The organism is Ruegeria sp. CDSA077, from assembly GCF_059612265.1.
Genome location: NZ_JBXWQG010000007.1, coordinates 152,375 through 167,771 on the forward strand (window position 1 = coordinate 152,375; position 15,397 = coordinate 167,771).

Sequence of the window (15,397 nt, forward strand, 5' to 3'; positions counted from 1 at the left end):
GACTGCAGCCCAATTTCAGGTGAGTCGCAATCTGAGAGTCCGCATTCCGGGAATTGCCACGCCCATTCAGACGGCATAATGCCCAGCCGCGCCTCGGGTAATATGCGATCCTGCTACGGCACCATTTGCTAGTTGCTGTTATAGAAAAATGACAGGCTGCGGCTGACACCGCCAGGGGGCAACGGGAAAGGTGACGCCGCACGAACCTGCGCCTTGGCAGCACGGTCGACTTCGGGGGATCCAGAGCTGTCGACCACATCGACAAAGGCCAAGGTGCCATCCGGGTTGATCTGAAAAAAGACCTGAGCGAAACCGCGCGCCGAAACATAGACCAAAGGGGCCCGGTTCAGATGCATGAGCACACGGCCAGCATAGTTGGTTTTGGTGGAATTGCCTGGCCCCCTTCCCCCTGAACCGGCACTGGTGTTGCCGCGTGTGAACGGGTCAATTCCCGCGCGTTTGTACTGCGACAGCGGGGATTCGACTTCTTTCTCAGGGAACCGTAGATCACTGAAATCGTTGGAGCCCGGCAAGACGCCCTGCGGTTTGGAACTAGGCCGTTGATCCGGTAGCTTCGGACGCACCGAAGAGGTCAGTGCCGTCTCTGTCTCTTCCTCCGCCTCAGGTTCGGGTTCGACAAGTGGGATGTCGACCTCGGGCGTCTCAGCTATCAGCGGTATCTCTGGAACCGGTGATGGTTTGGGCGTTGGAACCTCGGCCAGGGGCGGGTCAAGCGCTGCCTGTTCTTCGGCTTGCGCCGGGCTGGTTTCGGGCTCTCCCTCCGTTGTTTCGGCCTGTTCACTGGGTTCGGCCAGAGGCGTGGCATCCGTGTCTTGGCTGGCGGCCTCATTCGTCTCCGAAGGTGTCTCAGACTCGGTTTCAGACGGCTCAACCGTTTCCGTCACCACGGGGCGCACAATTTCGGATTTGCCCAGATCGGGTGAAGGGACCTGCTGAGGGTTATCAGAGGCGACCAATGCTTCGCTGACCGGCACTTCTTCGGGTTCCGGTTCGGGCGCCAGCGGCTCTTCCGGTTCCAGTTCGGATTCTGGGGCAGGCTCGGGCTCAACCGGGTCCGCAACGACATCGGCAATCTCTTCGAACTCATTGCCCAGCGCGATGGCATCGGCCGGGCCTGCAGGTTCCGTGGTTTCAGTCAGACGGGGCGCCGTCACGCTCAACCCGACTAAGTGAATCAACAGCGACACCAGGACCGCAATAGTCGCAATGACAACCGAGCGTCTGATCATTCCAGCGCCTTTTCGGTCACTACAAAGACTGAGGTTGCCCCCAGCCGCCGCAAAGTGCCGGTCACCTCGATCAGCCGGTGGCCCGGTGCTTCACGGTCGGGCACGATGCGCACCGGCGCGGGGTCGCGACCGGCCATATAAACTTCGGGGGTCATCGGGCGGCCCCGAAAGCTGAGCAATCCGTTCTTGTGCAGAACCAATGCGTCGGGAGGCTCACTGCCATCCAGTTCTGACGTATCCACAAGTTGCAGATCCGGATCCAGCGGCGGCGCTATCGTTCCGGTGATCAAAAAGAAGATCAGCATCAGAAACACGACATTGATCAAAGCAATGGTCGAATCGCGTTTGCGGCGGGGTCGAAGATTGCGGATCATCGCCTCACTCCAGCACCAGAACGCTCAACCCGTCACGGCCACGCAACCGCACCAGCAGATCCACCAGCCTTTGCGAAGTTGTATCCGGGTCAAGGCTGACCAATACCTGCCCGGTATCTACCTGCGCGACCAACTCGTCCAGTGTGACCGGCACGCCGTTCAGGATCAGGCGTTCCGACCCCAGCTGGAGAAATACCCGCTGACCCGTAACTTCGTCGGCAGAGGCGCCACCGGTGGCGCTGCTTAACTCGATCTCGGCATATTTCGAGAATGTCGAGGTCAGCATGAAGAAGAGCAACAAGAGGAATATGATGTCGATGAGCGGCGTCATCGACATTGGCCGTCGCACAAATGGTGCAGAATTACGCATGATCTGCTGTCGTTGGGACAGCGGCCACCTGGGCAGAGTCTGACGATCCCCGCCCCGGAACAAGAACGGTCCTCAAGGCCTTGTCGGCAAAAACCCGTTCGCGCGCAGTGCGACTTTCGAACCAGGACAGAACCATCGAGGTCGGCATCGCCACGGCCAGACCAACCGCTGTGGTGACCAGCGCTACCCAGATACCGCCCGCAAGCAGCGAGGGATCAACCGACGATCCGGCAGTCTGAAGGCTCTGGAACGCTTCGATCATGCCAAGGACGGTGCCGAACAGGCCCAGCAGAGGCGCCAGCTGTGCCACGGTGTCCAGCAGGCGAAAGCCGCGTTCAAGGCCCGCCAAGGCCAACCCGGCCTCGGCATCCAGCCTTTGGTCCAACCCGGGCATGATGGGCGCATCCATGGCAGTGCTGACCAGCGGCGCAAGATAGCTGCGGCTTTCCGCCAGCTTGGCCCTTGCGGCTTGCGTGTCACCGGCATCCCAGGCCGCAAGCGCCTGGGACAGGATCTTGTGCCGACCGACACCGGAAACCGTGAACTGCCAAAGCTTGTACAGCGTGACGGCCAGCGTCACGATCGACATGGCGATCAGGACCGCAACCACTGGCCCGCCAAGGGCAACAATTTCACGCAAAGCATCAAGCGGGCTCATCTGAGAAACTCCACATCTGTTCGGTTGTTTAGCGTAAGGGCTTCGTCGCAAAGATCGCTTTCGGCGCCTTCGACCGTACATGTATTGGATCCGTTGATCAGAATCCGGCCAACATCGCCGCAGCTCATGTCCGCGATGCTGAACTGCCGCACCCGCAGACGTCCCGCAGGAATATCGCGGAAATTATACAACGACAGGCTGACAACATTGCCCTCCGCGTTAAAGATAACGGTTTCAAAATTGGCGGCCTCAATCTCGGCACCGGTCTGATTTTGCAACAGAAATGACAGTCGGCAGTTGCCATCGACCTGTTGCAGATTGTTCAGTTCCATCAACAGCCCAGCGCTTGGGTCCTCGGCGGATTGCGCAAGGGACATGGTTGGAATGCCAAGACAAAGGATCGCTAGTTTCGCCAGGCGGAAAGACGTCACAGGTATTCTCCCGGTAATTCAATGAAGACATCGAAGGCCGGCGTTTCGGTGCTGGCGCGTTATTCTTTTATCCAAGAGCTATGGCCCGCGAAAGGGCTCGCGACGCATTTGTGACCAACCGGCATATTTACGGCCATCCGGTCAGGCCACTGGTTTCCGGCCGGATTAACCTGAACCCCTGAGGCCTTGTACCTGGTGCCAATTAACCTCGGACCGACCGAAATTGCCTCTGAGTGGTGCGACCACACCGGGCTGGTTCCGATTTGACAACAAAACCATTCATTTGGGAGGCTTGACCGCAATATCATAGCAATTCGGCCCGACATCTGCCACACTTGTTACCAAATTGGTCTGATACCACGTCAATCTTTTGGATTCGGCGCGATATTGACGCGAATGAGGCATGCAAAGATGTGCCGAAGAAGTACCAGGGGGCAAGCGCTGATCAATGACGACTGTCATCGGGAAATCCACACGCCTTTCAACTATTCTGCAAAACGCCGATCTACATGACTTCAGCGCGCGGTTTCTCGAAGAAGGGATAGACGACGTAATATTGGACGAATTGACAGACCCGGAACTTCGAGATCTGGGTTTGACGGTCGGTCAAAGGAAACGTTTTCGGCAAACACAGGCAGAACTGAAGCTTCAGGAAGCGTCCGACAAACCCGCAATGTCCCGCGTGGCCGAACGGCGACAGCTGACGCTTGTATTCTGCGATCTGGTCGGGTCCACACAATTAGCACAACGGCATGATCCGGAAGAGCTGATGCAGATCATGAATCTGTATCTGGACACCGCCATCGGCACGATGAAACAACACGGATGCCACCTGGCTTATAAGCAGGGCGATGGCATCATGATGTATTTCGGATATCCGAAAGCCACTGAAGATGATACCGAGCGCGCGGTGCGTGCGGTTTTGGAAACCATCGAAGCGGTTCAGAATCTGGAAAACAAGTTCGGTGAAAACCTGGACCTGCGCGCGGGAATCGCAACCGGAGTTGTCGTTGTCGGGGTTGTTTCCTCTGCCAGCCTGGGAACACAGGATTTCATTGTTGGCGAAACGGCCAACCTTGCCTCACGCCTTCAGGGATTGGCCAATCCCGGTGAAGTTGTCGTCTCGTCCGAGACATGGCGCCTGACAAAAGGGGCCTTCAACTTTGAACCGCGCGGCAATCACGAATTGAAGGGATTTGATGGTGAGCGCTCGGTCTTCCGCGTTATTGACGAAAAGATCGCCGCCAGCCGGTTCGACGCGCGCACCGGCAAGTCGACGGTCAAATTGGTTGCCCGCGAAGACGACCTGACCGGCCTGACAGGGCTTTGGGATCATGTGCTGCGCGGATCGGGTCAGGTTGCGCTGGTTGGTGGCCCGGCCGGTATCGGGAAATCGCGCCTGATCAATTCCCTCAGCAAAACGCTGGGACAAAGGCCTATGACCCTGCAATGTGTCCCGCATCTTGCCAGTTTGCCCCTGCACCCGCTGCGTGCCGAGCTTCGGCGGTTTGCAGGGGATGAGACTGATACCGACAAGGTAACCGAGTCGATCAGGGAATACGCGAAAAACGCCTCTCGTTTGACCGAAGAAGATGCTGCGCTGCTATTGGATTTGGCCGGGTTTGAAACTGACGCTCCGGTCGAACCCGATCCGATCAAGAAAGCCCGCAAATCTTTGGATTTGCTGATCCGCTGTGCCGGGAGCATCTGCGATGAACGCGGGTCATTGCTGTTGGTATTCGAAGATGTGCACTGGGCGGACGCAACCACGCTGGATGCCTTGGACGCGCTGATCGACGCCTTGGACCAATTGCCCATCCTTGTGGTTCTGACGCACCGCCCTGAATACGAGCCTCCGGAACATTTTGAAGGCCGCGCGTCAATCGTCGAATTGACACCTCTTTCGGTTCTCGAAGCGTCTGAACTGGTGCGCCGTGTTGCCGTACCGCGCAGCCTGCCGGTCACTTTGGTCAGACAGATTGTCGAAAAAGCCGATGGTGTGCCGCTTTATATCGAGGAAATGACCAAGGCGGTTCTGGATCAGCTGCCGCAGGACGTACCCATCGACGCCGGGGTAATGGGAACCCTCAGTATCCCCGCAACTCTTCATGACTCGCTGATGTCGCGGCTGGACCGGATGGAAAATGCGCGACCTGTAGCGCAGTTGGGATCCGTGATTGGCCGCAGCTTCACGTCGGCGATGATCCATGCGGTAGCGCCCAAGGAAACGGATGTGGAATCGGCATTGATCCAACTGATCGGTGCAGGTCTGGTATCCATCACCAGCGAAGCCGGGGCGCCGACTTACACGTTCCACCATGCGCTGGTGCAGGACACAGCGTACCAGTCGCTTTTACTTGAAGACCGGGAACAGATTCACCTGAAAATCGCCAAAGAATTGCTGGCCGGTCACAAGGCTTTTGGTAACCCGACACCGGATACCGTGGCGCATCACTGCGATCTAGGCGGTCTTAAGGGCGAGGCTGTTACCCACTGGGTTCTGGCGGGTGAACAGGCCCTCAGCCGCCTTGCGAACCTACCGGCGATTGCCGCTTTTCAGGCCGCATTGCGCAATATCGAAACGATGCCCGGCGGTCCCGAACGAGATGGGGTAGAGCTTGGCGTTCAGATGAATGTGTTGCCTGCGTTCATGGCGATACACGGTTGGTCATCCACACAGGTTGGGCAGACCGCAGCCCGTGCGATGCATCTTGCACAGGCGCTGGGTGCGGGCGAAACCCTGTTTGCCGCGACCTTCTGCCGATGGACGCATTTCTTTGTGTCGGGCCAGATGAACCGCGCACTTGAGATGGCGCAGGCCCTTGACGGCATGGCTAGCCTTGCACCGGATCCGGTTACAAACGTCCTTGCTGCTCGAGCGCTCAGCTATACTCATTATTTCCGCGGCGAGTTTGCCGATTGCGAAAGACAGCTTGAACGGGGCCTTGCCCTGATCACGCCCGAGCTTGACATGGCCATGATGCCGATGACCCAGTCCTCGACCAGCGCGTCGTTCTTTGCCATTCAGGGCTGTCTTCTGTGGCAGCTTGGCAAATTCGACGAGGCCGAAGAGGCCCGCCTGAAGTCGATCGAAATCAGCAAGCCGTTCGAACACGCCCCCAACCTTGTTTACATTATGGGCGCGTCGTCGATGTTCCTTCCGTATGCGGGCGAATGGGACTTGCTGGACGATACGATGAACGAAGCGCGTCGGATCGCGGACGAAGAAGGGTTCCTGTATCTTCACGCAATGCAGGATATCTATCTGGGTCTGGCTCAGGCGGGCAAAGGTGACGTGATCGGGGGGGCTGCTCGTGTCGGGACCTATATGGACCTTGTGTCCCAGGCTGGCGGCAACTTTACCTTCCCGCAAAACCAGATTGTCCTGTCCGAGCTGTTGATCGATCAGGGTCATATCGAGGATGCCCTGAACCGGCTTGAACATGTTTGCACGCCCGGGTGGGAGCGTGGAGAGATGTTGAACAAGCCGGAATATCACCGTGTGCGCGCCAAAGCATTGGCCGCCCGTGGCGATCTTGACCAGGCTGTCACTGAGGCAAATCAAGCCCTGCAGCTTGCACGTGACATCGGGGCAGTTGTTCAGGAGAAACGCGCTCTGGATTGCCTGAACAAATTTGCTAAAACGTTATGAAATTAGATAGCTGCCAGATTTAACCGCGCAGTGCCATCCAGAAGGGGGAGACGATGACCGAAGCACTTGAATTGGACCAGCAGCAGTGGGACGCCGTGAACAAGGCCGTCCACGATGAAGCGTTGCGCGCGCGTATTGCTGCCAGTTTTCTGCCGCTCTACGGCCCGCTACCGGCTGATACCCAATCGGTTCCTCTGAACAAGCTTGAACTGGTTCCCGAAGCGACCGGTCCAAAGATGCGCTTTGGCGTGAATGATTTTGATACGACGCGGCTGTCGACAGTGTCCGTGAACGTCCATGTCAAAGGCGCACAGCTTGCAGATCCCGAACTGGCCGCCGCGCTGATCATGTTCCGCCGGGCGGCTGCCATTGTCGCACGGGTCGAGGATGAGATCATTTTTAACGGTCAGGCCGGCACTGGTGAAGGCCCCCAACCCGCGCCCGGCGCACCCGTCACGCTGCCCCCGGTCTATACCGTCAGCGGTGGTGGAAAATACGAAGGCCTGCTGGAAGCGGGGGAGGCACAACCCATTTCCGGCGGTTCCAAGAAAAAGCCTACCGGCCCCGAGGTTTTCGAGGCCGTGGTTGCCGGGATCAGCCAGCTGGAATCCCTGGGACATCTTGGGCCCTATGCCTGTGTGATGGGTAACGGCCTGTTCCAGGCGGTCACGACACCGATGGAAAACTCGATGGTCCTGCCCCGCGACAGCATTCTGCCATTTCTGGACGGGCCGCTGCTGCGGTCTGGCGCATTTCCAGTGAACAAGGCCGTGCTGGTGTCTTTGCAGGGCGCACCGGTTGAGATTGTTGTGCCTTCTGACATTGCTGTCAAATATCTGCAGACCTCGGCAGATGGCGATCATATCTTCCGCGTTCAGCAGAAGTTCCGCCTCAGGATCAAAGAAGCTCAGGCTATCTCGACCATCACGTGCTGACCGGCGCGATGGGTATGCGGGAATTCAGCGACGGCGGGGTCACCCTGCGCTGGTCCGAGGCCGCCTTTCAAGCAGCCACCGGGGTACAGCGGGTTCTGGTTGAGGCCGGGCCTGCGATATCTCCGCATGACACGCTGCGCCTGTTCTATCGCGAAGGGGGCGGACCTGAACGGGCTGTCCGTGGGTGGCCACTGGGTCAGGATCCACAATCGGGGTTGCAACAATTTGCAGCGGCCCTGCCGGTTCCCGCTGTGGGAAAACAGATGACCTGGCGGCCGGTTCTGACCTCGGGCGGGCGCGATTATGACCCCGGAAACGCGGTCGCGCCGAAACCAGAAGATCGCGCGCCAAAACACGAGACATCCAGTCCGGTGCTGGATCATATCGCCCATTTTGAGGTGCCGTTTTCAGGCAACTTCAACCCATCGGGTGAAACTCCCGATGGCATATGGCTGCATTTTGCGATCAAAGAAGGCGGTACCGTGACCGGCCCGAACCTGAACGGAACGATCGAGCCCGTGGGCGGAGACTGGATGCGCGTGCGCCCTGATGGCGTGGGTATTCTGCATGCCAAGGCGCTGATCAATCCGACAACCGGCGGTGCCCCGGTCATGTTCGACGATACCGGGATCTGCGATTTCGGTACGGATGGCTATGCCGCCCTTGCAAAGGGCAAGCTGCCACCCAGTGCCCCGGTTCGGCTGGCACCCCGGTATCTGACCTCGAATCCGCGTTATATGTGGATCAACCGTCTGCAGGGTTTCGGAATCGGAGAGGCCAGCCTGTCCGACATCACCCTGCGATTTGACGTCTATTCCGCGAAAGGAACATCCGATGGCTGAAAAGGTGGTCATATTAGGCGGAGGCGTCGGCGGGATGAGCGCCGCGCATGAGCTGATCGAACGGGGTTTCGAAGTCGAAGTCTACGAGCGTCAGCTTATCGCCGGCGGCAAGGCACGCAGCATTCCCGTGCTTGAAGGTGAAGACGATCACGGTTCGAAAGAGGAACATATCAGAGCGCTGAAAGACTGGATCGGGATGCACGGCTATGACCTGCCACCCGGTGTCAAACGCCCCTGGTTGCCCGGTGAACATGGGTTCCGGTTCTTTCCTAACTTCTACCGGCACATCACCAATACGATGTCGCGCACGCCCTATTATGACAAGGGCACCTGCTACGACAATCTGGTTCCGACAACCCAGGTATTGGTCAGCCAGTTCGACCACCCCGGTATCATCGTACCCGAGCGGTTTCCACAATCGCTAAAAGAGGTCGCCAATGCGCTCAAAACCTTTGCCTATACAATCTCGCCGCGCAACGAAATCGACTTTGAGGATATCGAACATTTCCTTGGTTGCATGTGGCGCATTGCGACCTCGTGCAAAGAGCGCCGGTTCGATGAGTATGAACGTATCGGCTGGTGGGAATTCATCGGCGCCGCGGAGCGGTCCGAAGCCTATCAGAAGTTTCTCGCAATCGGCCTGACCCGGTCACTGGTGGCAGCCAAAGCGACAACCGCAAGCACCAAGACCGTTGGCGATGTCGCCATTCAACTGCAGCTTGGGATCGCAACACCCGAGGCGACCAGCAACAGGCTGCTGAACGGGCCGACCAACCTGGTCTGGATTCAGCCTTGGCTGGAATATCTGAAAAGCCGGGGTGTGGTGTACCATTTCGATTCCAAGGTCACCGGGATTGAATGCCGAAACGGCCGAATTTCCAGCGCCACGGTTGAACAGGATGGCGTGCAAAAGCAGGTCACCGGCGACTGGTTCATCAGCGCCCTGCCCATTGAACGCATTGCACCTTTGGTGACGCCGGCCATGACAAAGGTAGATCCGGGTCTGGCCAAGCTGCCATTGCTTGCCGAAGACGTGCAATGGATGAATGGCATCCAGTTTTACCTGACCAAGGATGTTGAACTGGCCCATGGCCATGTGATCTTTATCGACAGCCCTTGGGCGCTGACGGCTGTTTCGCAAAAACAATTCTGGTCCCAGATAGATTTTGAAAACTGGGCCGATGGTAAGACCAAGGGATTGCTCTCGGTCGATATTTCCGAATGGGACAAGCCGGGCACAAACGGAAAAACCGCGCGCGACAGCTCTCGTGAAGAAATCGCCAAAGAAGTCTGGGAACAGCTCAAACGCAGCCTGAACGTTGATGGCAACATCGTCCTCAGGGATGAAGAACTGCACTATTGGTTCCTGGATCCCGACATCGTTGAGGACCCCGATCATCCTGCCCGAGAAAGCAATGTCGAACCGCTGTTGGTAAACCGCATTAACAGTTGGCGACTGCGGCCCGAAGCGGCGACGCTGATTCCGAACTTTATGCTTGCGTCCGACTACGTCCGGACCAACACCGACCTGGCCACCATGGAAGGCGCAAATGAGGCTGCCCGAAGAGCCGTCAATGCCATCCTGCGGCGCAGTGGTTCTGAGGCGCAGCCCTGTGAAATCTGGGATCTGCATGAGCCTGACATCCTGCAACCCCTGCGGGCCTATGACTATGCCCGATATCAGGCGGGTGAGCCCTGGGATGAACGCTTTGCCATCGCTGTCGAGGCCGCTCTGCGCATGGGACAAGACGCCACCGGCACCAAACGTGGTGGGCAAGGACCGCTGGCCGCGATTGGTCCGCTGACGGCCGAATACTCCAAGCCCGGCGGAATTGTCGAAGACCCTGCGATCTCGGACGCGTTGCGCATGGTCGCGGCACCTCCAGAGCTCTATAATCTGATGGCCGCGCATCTGCCAGGCCGGGACACACCGATCCCCGGCGCGGACTTTGCTGAAGATCTGGCGATCGGCATTGTCGAGGCGACCACACCGCCAACCGACACGTCCGGTCGCAAAGTCATCATCACACAGAAGGGCTGACAGGTGACTGTTCCCAAGGCGCAGCCGGCATCCGCGGCCACGCAAGGCTTCCTTGAGCAACTGACGCGTTATGGCGATCAGGCGCGCAAGGTACTGTTGGACAAAATGCCAACGGGTGAGCCGCAAGCCTATCTCTATGGGCCTATGCGGGACTATATCGAAACCTCGGGCAAAGGGCTTAGACCTGCCCTTCTTCTGGCCACATGTGAAGCATTCGGCGGAAAAGCCGAGGATGCCGAAATTGCTGCTTCGGTCATCGAATTGCTGCACAATGCATTTCTGGTTCATGACGATATCGAAGACCTCAGCGATTTCCGACGGGGTCGGGAATGTATGCACAAACGTCTTGGTGTGCCTTTGGCGATCAATATCGGCGACGGCATGCAATCTCTGGCGCTGAGCCTGCTGCGCCAGAACCTCGGCCCTCTGGGCCCGATGACCGGCGCGCGCGTGGTGGACGAGTTTGATCACCTGCTGAAAGAGTCGATCGAGGGCCAAGCTCTTGAATTGGGATGGATAAAAGACAATCGCCTTGACCTCAGCCCGTCCGACTACCTGACCATGTGTCTGAAGAAAACCTGCTGGTACAGCTTCATTCACCCGATGCGTATAGGTGCCCTGATCGCGCGCCCAGACGATGTCGCCTCCGGAACGCTGAATCTGGATGACTTCAACGCGTTCGGCTTTTTTCTGGGGGCCGCCTTTCAGATCCAGGATGACGTTCTGAATCTTGTGGGAAGCCAGGGGAAATACGGCAAAGAGATCGGCGGGGATATCTACGAAGGCAAACGCACGCTGATGCTGGGCCGTCTTGGGGCGCAGGCGGATCGGCAGGAACAGTCCCGACTGTCAGAGTTTCTGGAAAAGCCAAGAACGGCCCGTTCGGAACAAGAGGTCGAATGGGTATTGGCGCGGATGAACCACTATTCTTGCATTGAATATGCTCAGGCCGCAGCAAATGACCTGCTTGCGGCGGCCCGTCGGGAATTCGATCTTGTATTTGCAAATACCAACGCGGCGCCGCGCGCGTTTCTTGGTCAGTTCATGGATTATCTGGTGGCGCGCCAAGTCTAACACTCGCCCTATTTTTTTGTAGATATTCAATATCTTAAATTTCGAAATTCCGTGAATCCACCGCCGAATCCAATACGCATTCCTTTCAAGTTTGTCATTTACTAAACGCTGTAGGCTGTGCACATTAAGCTATGCCTTATTTCGAGCGAAAACCATTTGTCAGCGCTCTCTGCACGGCCACCAAGGCCGTTCCGGAGCAGGATACACTTCCGATATCTCAGATCGCACGGGGCATTCTGAATGCGGAAAACAGCACCACACAACAGCTGGACGGACCCTTTCACTGCCGCAAGCCCTGCAGGCCCGGTGATACAGGAACCATTCTGTTATCCTTTGCTGCACCTGCCGGAGCAGACGTTGTCGACTTGCAGTTCGAACCTGGCGACATGATCAGCCGCGACGGCAACGTGTTGCCAACCGACAAGATGAGCATCCAACCTTCCGCAGTCCGTATTCCCCCGGGACAGGCCGTCGACGTTGCCGTAAGCCTCACCATTCATGATCTGGCAGAACCCGGCCAGTATCAGGGGCGCGTATACTCCCGAGGCACTGAAAACACCGCCATCGTTGTCACCTTTGAGGTTGTGGCTGACTAAAGTGATCCTGCCCCGAAGGTACGGTGCAGTACTGCCCGTGGTCGGAGTTTTCTATTTCGATTGCACATATGCAGAAAAATAGCTTCGAAAAATATTTCGAATCGTAATCATGTGCCTCATACGGAGCTGGCACCGGGCGAGGCTAAACATGCGCCTCATAGATAACTTAACTATTCCTGCCATTGGGCTTTTAGGTGCCACAGCCAACGTGAATGCCGAGCAAGAACAAACAGCTTCTTAAATCGGGTGAGATGGGTCGGCTTGGCACAAAAATCGACCAAAAGATTACCGGGAAAACGATATAAACTGCTGAACAACATCGACGCGCGAAGCGAAATGACCAGCCAGGATTGTCCCCTGTCTCTCGCATACGGAATCGAAGGCGGTCAGGCATCGCGCTTTGCTTCAGCCACCTCACGCAGCCAAAAAAATAACGATGCCCTGAACCCAAATTCCGCGCACTCGGAATTGCCGCGATTGTCCGATTTGATAACGCGCTTCTGTTCGATACTCAACCGCTCAAATCATCTACGGCTTGGCGCACAGCAGCGATCATCTGCGGCGCCAACCCGTTGTGACCCAGTCTCTCAATCTCCTCAAATTGAAGCTTTCCAGCTTGGGCAAAGGCACGGGCAGGTTCAATCGGGCATATTAGGTCATCCTCTCCATGGATCAAACGATGTGGGAGTACGGCGATTGTATTTGGATCTCCGGGGCCGGTAGCAGGTAGGAAGAAATTATTAAGCCAGTACCAAAGGTACACGCGGGTGCGATTTATGTCGCTTTGGGTGACGGCTGCCGGAAGCCGCACAGTGCCAGGTTGCGGTCCATGAAACGCATCTTCAAGAGCCATCACACGGCGGGCTGCCTCACGTGCTTGCGCGTCATTGTCTTCCATACGGGCAAACCATGCTATGGCAGGATGGAGCTGTTCAGTCTCATCGAGAGGATCGAGAAACAGGCCGCGCGCAAGCTGCCCGGCTTCGAAACGCTTTGCCCTATCGCGCAACATCCACTGGTCCATTGAAGGACGGCAGATATGCGTGCTGCGCACGATCAATGCGCGTACCCGATCAGGATGAGCGGATGCGTAGGCCAATGCCAGTGCGCCACCCCATGAACCACCCAGCACTATCCAATCTTCATATCCCAGGGCCATCCGGATGGCCTCGGCATCGCGTAGGGTGTGCTGGGTCGTGTTTGCTGTGACCCGACCAGCTCTGCCCGACAACCCCGTTCCGCGTTGGTCAAAAAGAACTACCCGATGGCGGTCGGCGTCGAAATAGGCTGTGTGCTGCGGGTTGAGACCCGACCCTGGCCCCCCATGGAAAATGAGCGCGGGCGTATCACCATGCCCCCAAATCTGCACGTTCAAGCCGTCTATTGGGACAGGTTTAAAAGTGTTCATCGGTAGGTCTGCGACCTCCTCTATCATTGTCTCGCGACTGTCTTACTGGTGATGCTCTTCAACGAAGTTCGACGCGAAAGCCAATACGCCACGATGGCCAATACCCCGCAGATTACAAAGGTGAGCTGCATCCCGTTGGCAATCGCTTCAGCAGATGCTGCCTCGACGGTGCGGGCGCCGATCCCAAAGGAAAAGACCGTCCCCATGACAGAGGCGCCGAAAATAAGGCCCAGATTGCGCGACAAGCCAAGCAGCCCTGAAACTGTCCCCCGCTGATCTGCCCGAACCCCCACCATGATCATGGTGTTGTTGGCGGCCTGAAACAACTGGTATCCCGGTGTCAGGATGCTGATAGCGCCAATGTAGCCAATGACACCGAATGCGACTGGCAGGACCGCAAGTGCAAAGGTCCCGGTGGTCAGAGCAATGAGCCCAAGCGACAGAACACGCGCCGCCCCCCATGCATCCACAAGCCGACCCGATGGGACGCCGAGGAAGATCGATATGATTGGTCCGACCGACATGACAAGCCCCACTTTCGCCGCGCTTAGCCCAAGAGACTGCCCCAGAAAGAAGGGGCCTATCAGCAAAGTGGTCAACATCACATTTGCCACCAGAAAATTTGCCGCAAGGCCGGGGATAGCGCCGCTCTTTCGCAGTGCAGTTAGTCCGACCAGAGGTGTTATCCCAGAGGAAACACTCGCGGGCAAAAGCCGAACGGCCAAAATGGCCGTAGTCAGGCTCATCGGCACCAGGACAAAGAACACTCCTTGCCACCCGAGTTTTCCAATCAGCACCCCACCCAACGAAGGTCCCAGTGCAGTTCCGACCGCCGACATCGTGCCCAACAGGCCCATGGCTTGCCCGACACGCTCTGTTTCAAAAATATCGCGAACGAGTGCGACGGTCAGCACCATGAGGAATGCAGCGCCAATTCCTTGAAGAGACCGCGCGGCACTCAACACCTTAAGATTGGGCGCCAAGCCGCAAAACGCAGAGGCCAGCGCGAAAAGTATAAGCCCGAAGATCAGCATCTGCTGTCGTCCAAAGCGGTCCCCAAGTCGTCCAGCCAGCACAGAGAACAGCGTCAGTGTCGCGAGATATGCGATCACCACCCATTGCACTTGATGTACCGGCGCCTTCAGGTCCTGGGCGATTGCAGGCAAGGCGATATTGGCAATGCTGGTGCCCAATGAGGCCAGCAGCATGGACAGGGAGAAACACAACAAAGCGCCGGGTCTCGTTGTCTTCAATGCATTTGATTTGATGTGCACGACTATTTTCCTCTTGTCGGAATCGCTACAGAAGGCGACGTTACGAATTCAAGTCGACTTGAGGTCAAGCATGAAACTTTTGGATATAGGCGAGGTGTCGAAAAAGACCGGTACCCCAACTTCAACGCTGCGTTACTATGATGAGCTTGGCCTGATCTCGTCTGTTGCGCGGCACGGGCTTCGTCGGCAGTTCACGCCGGATGTCTTATTGCAACTAGCCCTGATCACGATGGGCAAATCTGCGGGGTTTTCACTTGAGGAAATCTCGGGGATGTTCGGCCTTGATGGAACTCCGAATATCCCCCGGCAAGAGTTTCACATTCGTGCGGATGCGCTGGATCGGCAAATCCGCGAGCTGACGGCGCTGCGCGATACCCTGCGACATGTGGCGGATTGCCCGGCGCCATCGCATTTGGAATGCCCAACATTCAGACGGCTCACCGACCTCGCCCATCACCGGGGCACGAAGAAAGCCAGTGGCAGGTAGCGGCA

Annotated in this window: 14 protein-coding genes; 7 read left to right on the forward strand and 7 right to left on the reverse strand. The window is 57.3% G+C overall.

Going from position 1 to position 15,397, the window contains the following annotated elements:
• Positions 1–128 precede the first annotated feature (128 nt).
• Genes AC2FLE_RS14710 through AC2FLE_RS14730 form a run of 5 tightly spaced genes read right to left on the reverse strand, consistent with a single transcriptional unit; the run spans position 129 to position 3,083 of the window.
• Entirely contained in the window at positions 129–1,250 is a 1,122-nt protein-coding gene (locus tag AC2FLE_RS14710; protein ID WP_496697931.1) for an energy transducer TonB family protein, read from the reverse strand.
• Positions 1,247–1,624 carry an ExbD/TolR family protein gene (locus tag AC2FLE_RS14715; RefSeq protein WP_496697933.1) on the reverse strand — a complete coding sequence of 126 codons (378 nt, stop codon included), beginning with the start codon at positions 1,622–1,624 and terminating at the stop codon, positions 1,247–1,249. The genes AC2FLE_RS14710 and AC2FLE_RS14715 overlap by 4 nt, the downstream gene beginning before the upstream one ends.
• A gap of 4 nt (positions 1,625–1,628) precedes the next feature.
• Positions 1,629–1,994: a biopolymer transporter ExbD gene (locus AC2FLE_RS14720; RefSeq protein WP_496697935.1), complete on the reverse strand. Its 366-nt coding sequence runs from the start codon at positions 1,992–1,994 to the stop codon at positions 1,629–1,631.
• Complete coding sequence (locus tag AC2FLE_RS14725; protein WP_496697937.1) at positions 1,987–2,652, reverse strand: MotA/TolQ/ExbB proton channel family protein; 666 nt, start codon at positions 2,650–2,652, stop codon at positions 1,987–1,989. Before AC2FLE_RS14725 ends, AC2FLE_RS14720 begins: the two co-directional genes overlap by 8 nt.
• The gene (locus AC2FLE_RS14730) at positions 2,649–3,083 is read right to left on the reverse strand and encodes a hypothetical protein (RefSeq protein WP_496697939.1); all 435 of its coding nucleotides are present in this window, start codon (positions 3,081–3,083) and stop codon (positions 2,649–2,651) included. Before AC2FLE_RS14730 ends, AC2FLE_RS14725 begins: the two co-directional genes overlap by 4 nt.
• A gap of 448 nt (positions 3,084–3,531) precedes the next feature.
• Between AC2FLE_RS14730 and AC2FLE_RS14735 the strand changes: the two genes are divergently transcribed.
• From AC2FLE_RS14735 to AC2FLE_RS14760, 6 genes are all read left to right on the forward strand, one after another.
• On the forward strand, positions 3,532–6,735 hold the full coding sequence (locus tag AC2FLE_RS14735) for an adenylate/guanylate cyclase domain-containing protein (RefSeq protein WP_496697941.1): 3,204 nt from the start codon (positions 3,532–3,534) through the stop codon (positions 6,733–6,735).
• 53 nt (positions 6,736–6,788) lie between these two features.
• A complete protein-coding gene (locus AC2FLE_RS14740) occupies positions 6,789–7,670 on the forward strand; it encodes an encapsulin (protein WP_496697942.1) in 882 nt (293 codons plus the stop codon).
• A gap of 14 nt (positions 7,671–7,684) precedes the next feature.
• Positions 7,685–8,512 carry a DUF3237 domain-containing protein gene (locus tag AC2FLE_RS14745; RefSeq protein WP_281995742.1) on the forward strand — a complete coding sequence of 276 codons (828 nt, stop codon included), beginning with the start codon at positions 7,685–7,687 and terminating at the stop codon, positions 8,510–8,512.
• A complete protein-coding gene (locus AC2FLE_RS14750) occupies positions 8,505–10,553 on the forward strand; it encodes a hydroxysqualene dehydroxylase (RefSeq protein ID WP_496697945.1) in 2,049 nt (682 codons plus the stop codon). The genes AC2FLE_RS14745 and AC2FLE_RS14750 overlap by 8 nt, the downstream gene beginning before the upstream one ends.
• 3 nt (positions 10,554–10,556) lie before the next feature.
• Positions 10,557–11,627, forward strand: a complete 1,071-nt coding sequence (locus AC2FLE_RS14755) for a polyprenyl synthetase family protein (RefSeq protein ID WP_496697947.1) — start codon at positions 10,557–10,559, stop codon at positions 11,625–11,627.
• A 131-nt stretch (positions 11,628–11,758) separates the two neighbouring features.
• Positions 11,759–12,223 carry a hypothetical protein gene (locus tag AC2FLE_RS14760; protein ID WP_496697948.1) on the forward strand — a complete coding sequence of 155 codons (465 nt, stop codon included), beginning with the start codon at positions 11,759–11,761 and terminating at the stop codon, positions 12,221–12,223.
• A 511-nt stretch (positions 12,224–12,734) separates the two neighbouring features.
• Here AC2FLE_RS14760 and AC2FLE_RS14765 read toward each other — a convergent pair.
• Both AC2FLE_RS14765 and AC2FLE_RS14770 read right to left on the reverse strand, forming a co-directional pair.
• Positions 12,735–13,631 carry an alpha/beta fold hydrolase gene (locus AC2FLE_RS14765; protein WP_496697950.1) on the reverse strand — a complete coding sequence of 299 codons (897 nt, stop codon included), beginning with the start codon at positions 13,629–13,631 and terminating at the stop codon, positions 12,735–12,737.
• Between the two features lie 23 nt (positions 13,632–13,654).
• On the reverse strand, positions 13,655–14,905 hold the full coding sequence (locus AC2FLE_RS14770) for an MFS transporter (protein WP_496697952.1): 1,251 nt from the start codon (positions 14,903–14,905) through the stop codon (positions 13,655–13,657).
• 70 nt (positions 14,906–14,975) lie between these two features.
• Between AC2FLE_RS14770 and AC2FLE_RS14775 the strand changes: the two genes are divergently transcribed.
• Positions 14,976–15,392 (forward strand): helix-turn-helix domain-containing protein, encoded by a 417-nt coding sequence (locus tag AC2FLE_RS14775; protein WP_496697954.1) that lies wholly within the window; start codon positions 14,976–14,978, stop codon positions 15,390–15,392.
• Positions 15,393–15,397: the final 5 nt, after the last annotated feature.

Excerpts from the sequence above, each read along its gene's own strand:
- AC2FLE_RS14710 (WP_496697931.1), bottom strand. The coding sequence starts at position 1,250 with ATGATCAGACGCTCGGTTGTCATTGCGACTATTGCGGTCCTGGTGTCG.
- AC2FLE_RS14715 (WP_496697933.1), bottom strand. The coding sequence starts at position 1,624 with ATGATCCGCAATCTTCGACCCCGCCGCAAACGCGATTCGACCATTGCT.
- AC2FLE_RS14720 (WP_496697935.1), bottom strand. The coding sequence starts at position 1,994 with ATGCGTAATTCTGCACCATTTGTGCGACGGCCAATGTCGATGACGCCG.
- AC2FLE_RS14725 (WP_496697937.1), bottom strand. The coding sequence starts at position 2,652 with ATGAGCCCGCTTGATGCTTTGCGTGAAATTGTTGCCCTTGGCGGGCCA.
- AC2FLE_RS14735 (WP_496697941.1), top strand. The coding sequence starts at position 3,532 with ATGACGACTGTCATCGGGAAATCCACACGCCTTTCAACTATTCTGCAA.
- AC2FLE_RS14740 (WP_496697942.1), top strand. The coding sequence starts at position 6,789 with ATGACCGAAGCACTTGAATTGGACCAGCAGCAGTGGGACGCCGTGAAC.
- AC2FLE_RS14745 (WP_281995742.1), top strand. The coding sequence starts at position 7,685 with ATGCGGGAATTCAGCGACGGCGGGGTCACCCTGCGCTGGTCCGAGGCC.
- AC2FLE_RS14750 (WP_496697945.1), top strand. The coding sequence starts at position 8,505 with ATGGCTGAAAAGGTGGTCATATTAGGCGGAGGCGTCGGCGGGATGAGC.
- AC2FLE_RS14760 (WP_496697948.1), top strand. The coding sequence starts at position 11,759 with ATGCCTTATTTCGAGCGAAAACCATTTGTCAGCGCTCTCTGCACGGCC.
- AC2FLE_RS14765 (WP_496697950.1), bottom strand. The coding sequence starts at position 13,631 with ATGAACACTTTTAAACCTGTCCCAATAGACGGCTTGAACGTGCAGATT.
- AC2FLE_RS14775 (WP_496697954.1), top strand. The coding sequence starts at position 14,976 with ATGAAACTTTTGGATATAGGCGAGGTGTCGAAAAAGACCGGTACCCCA.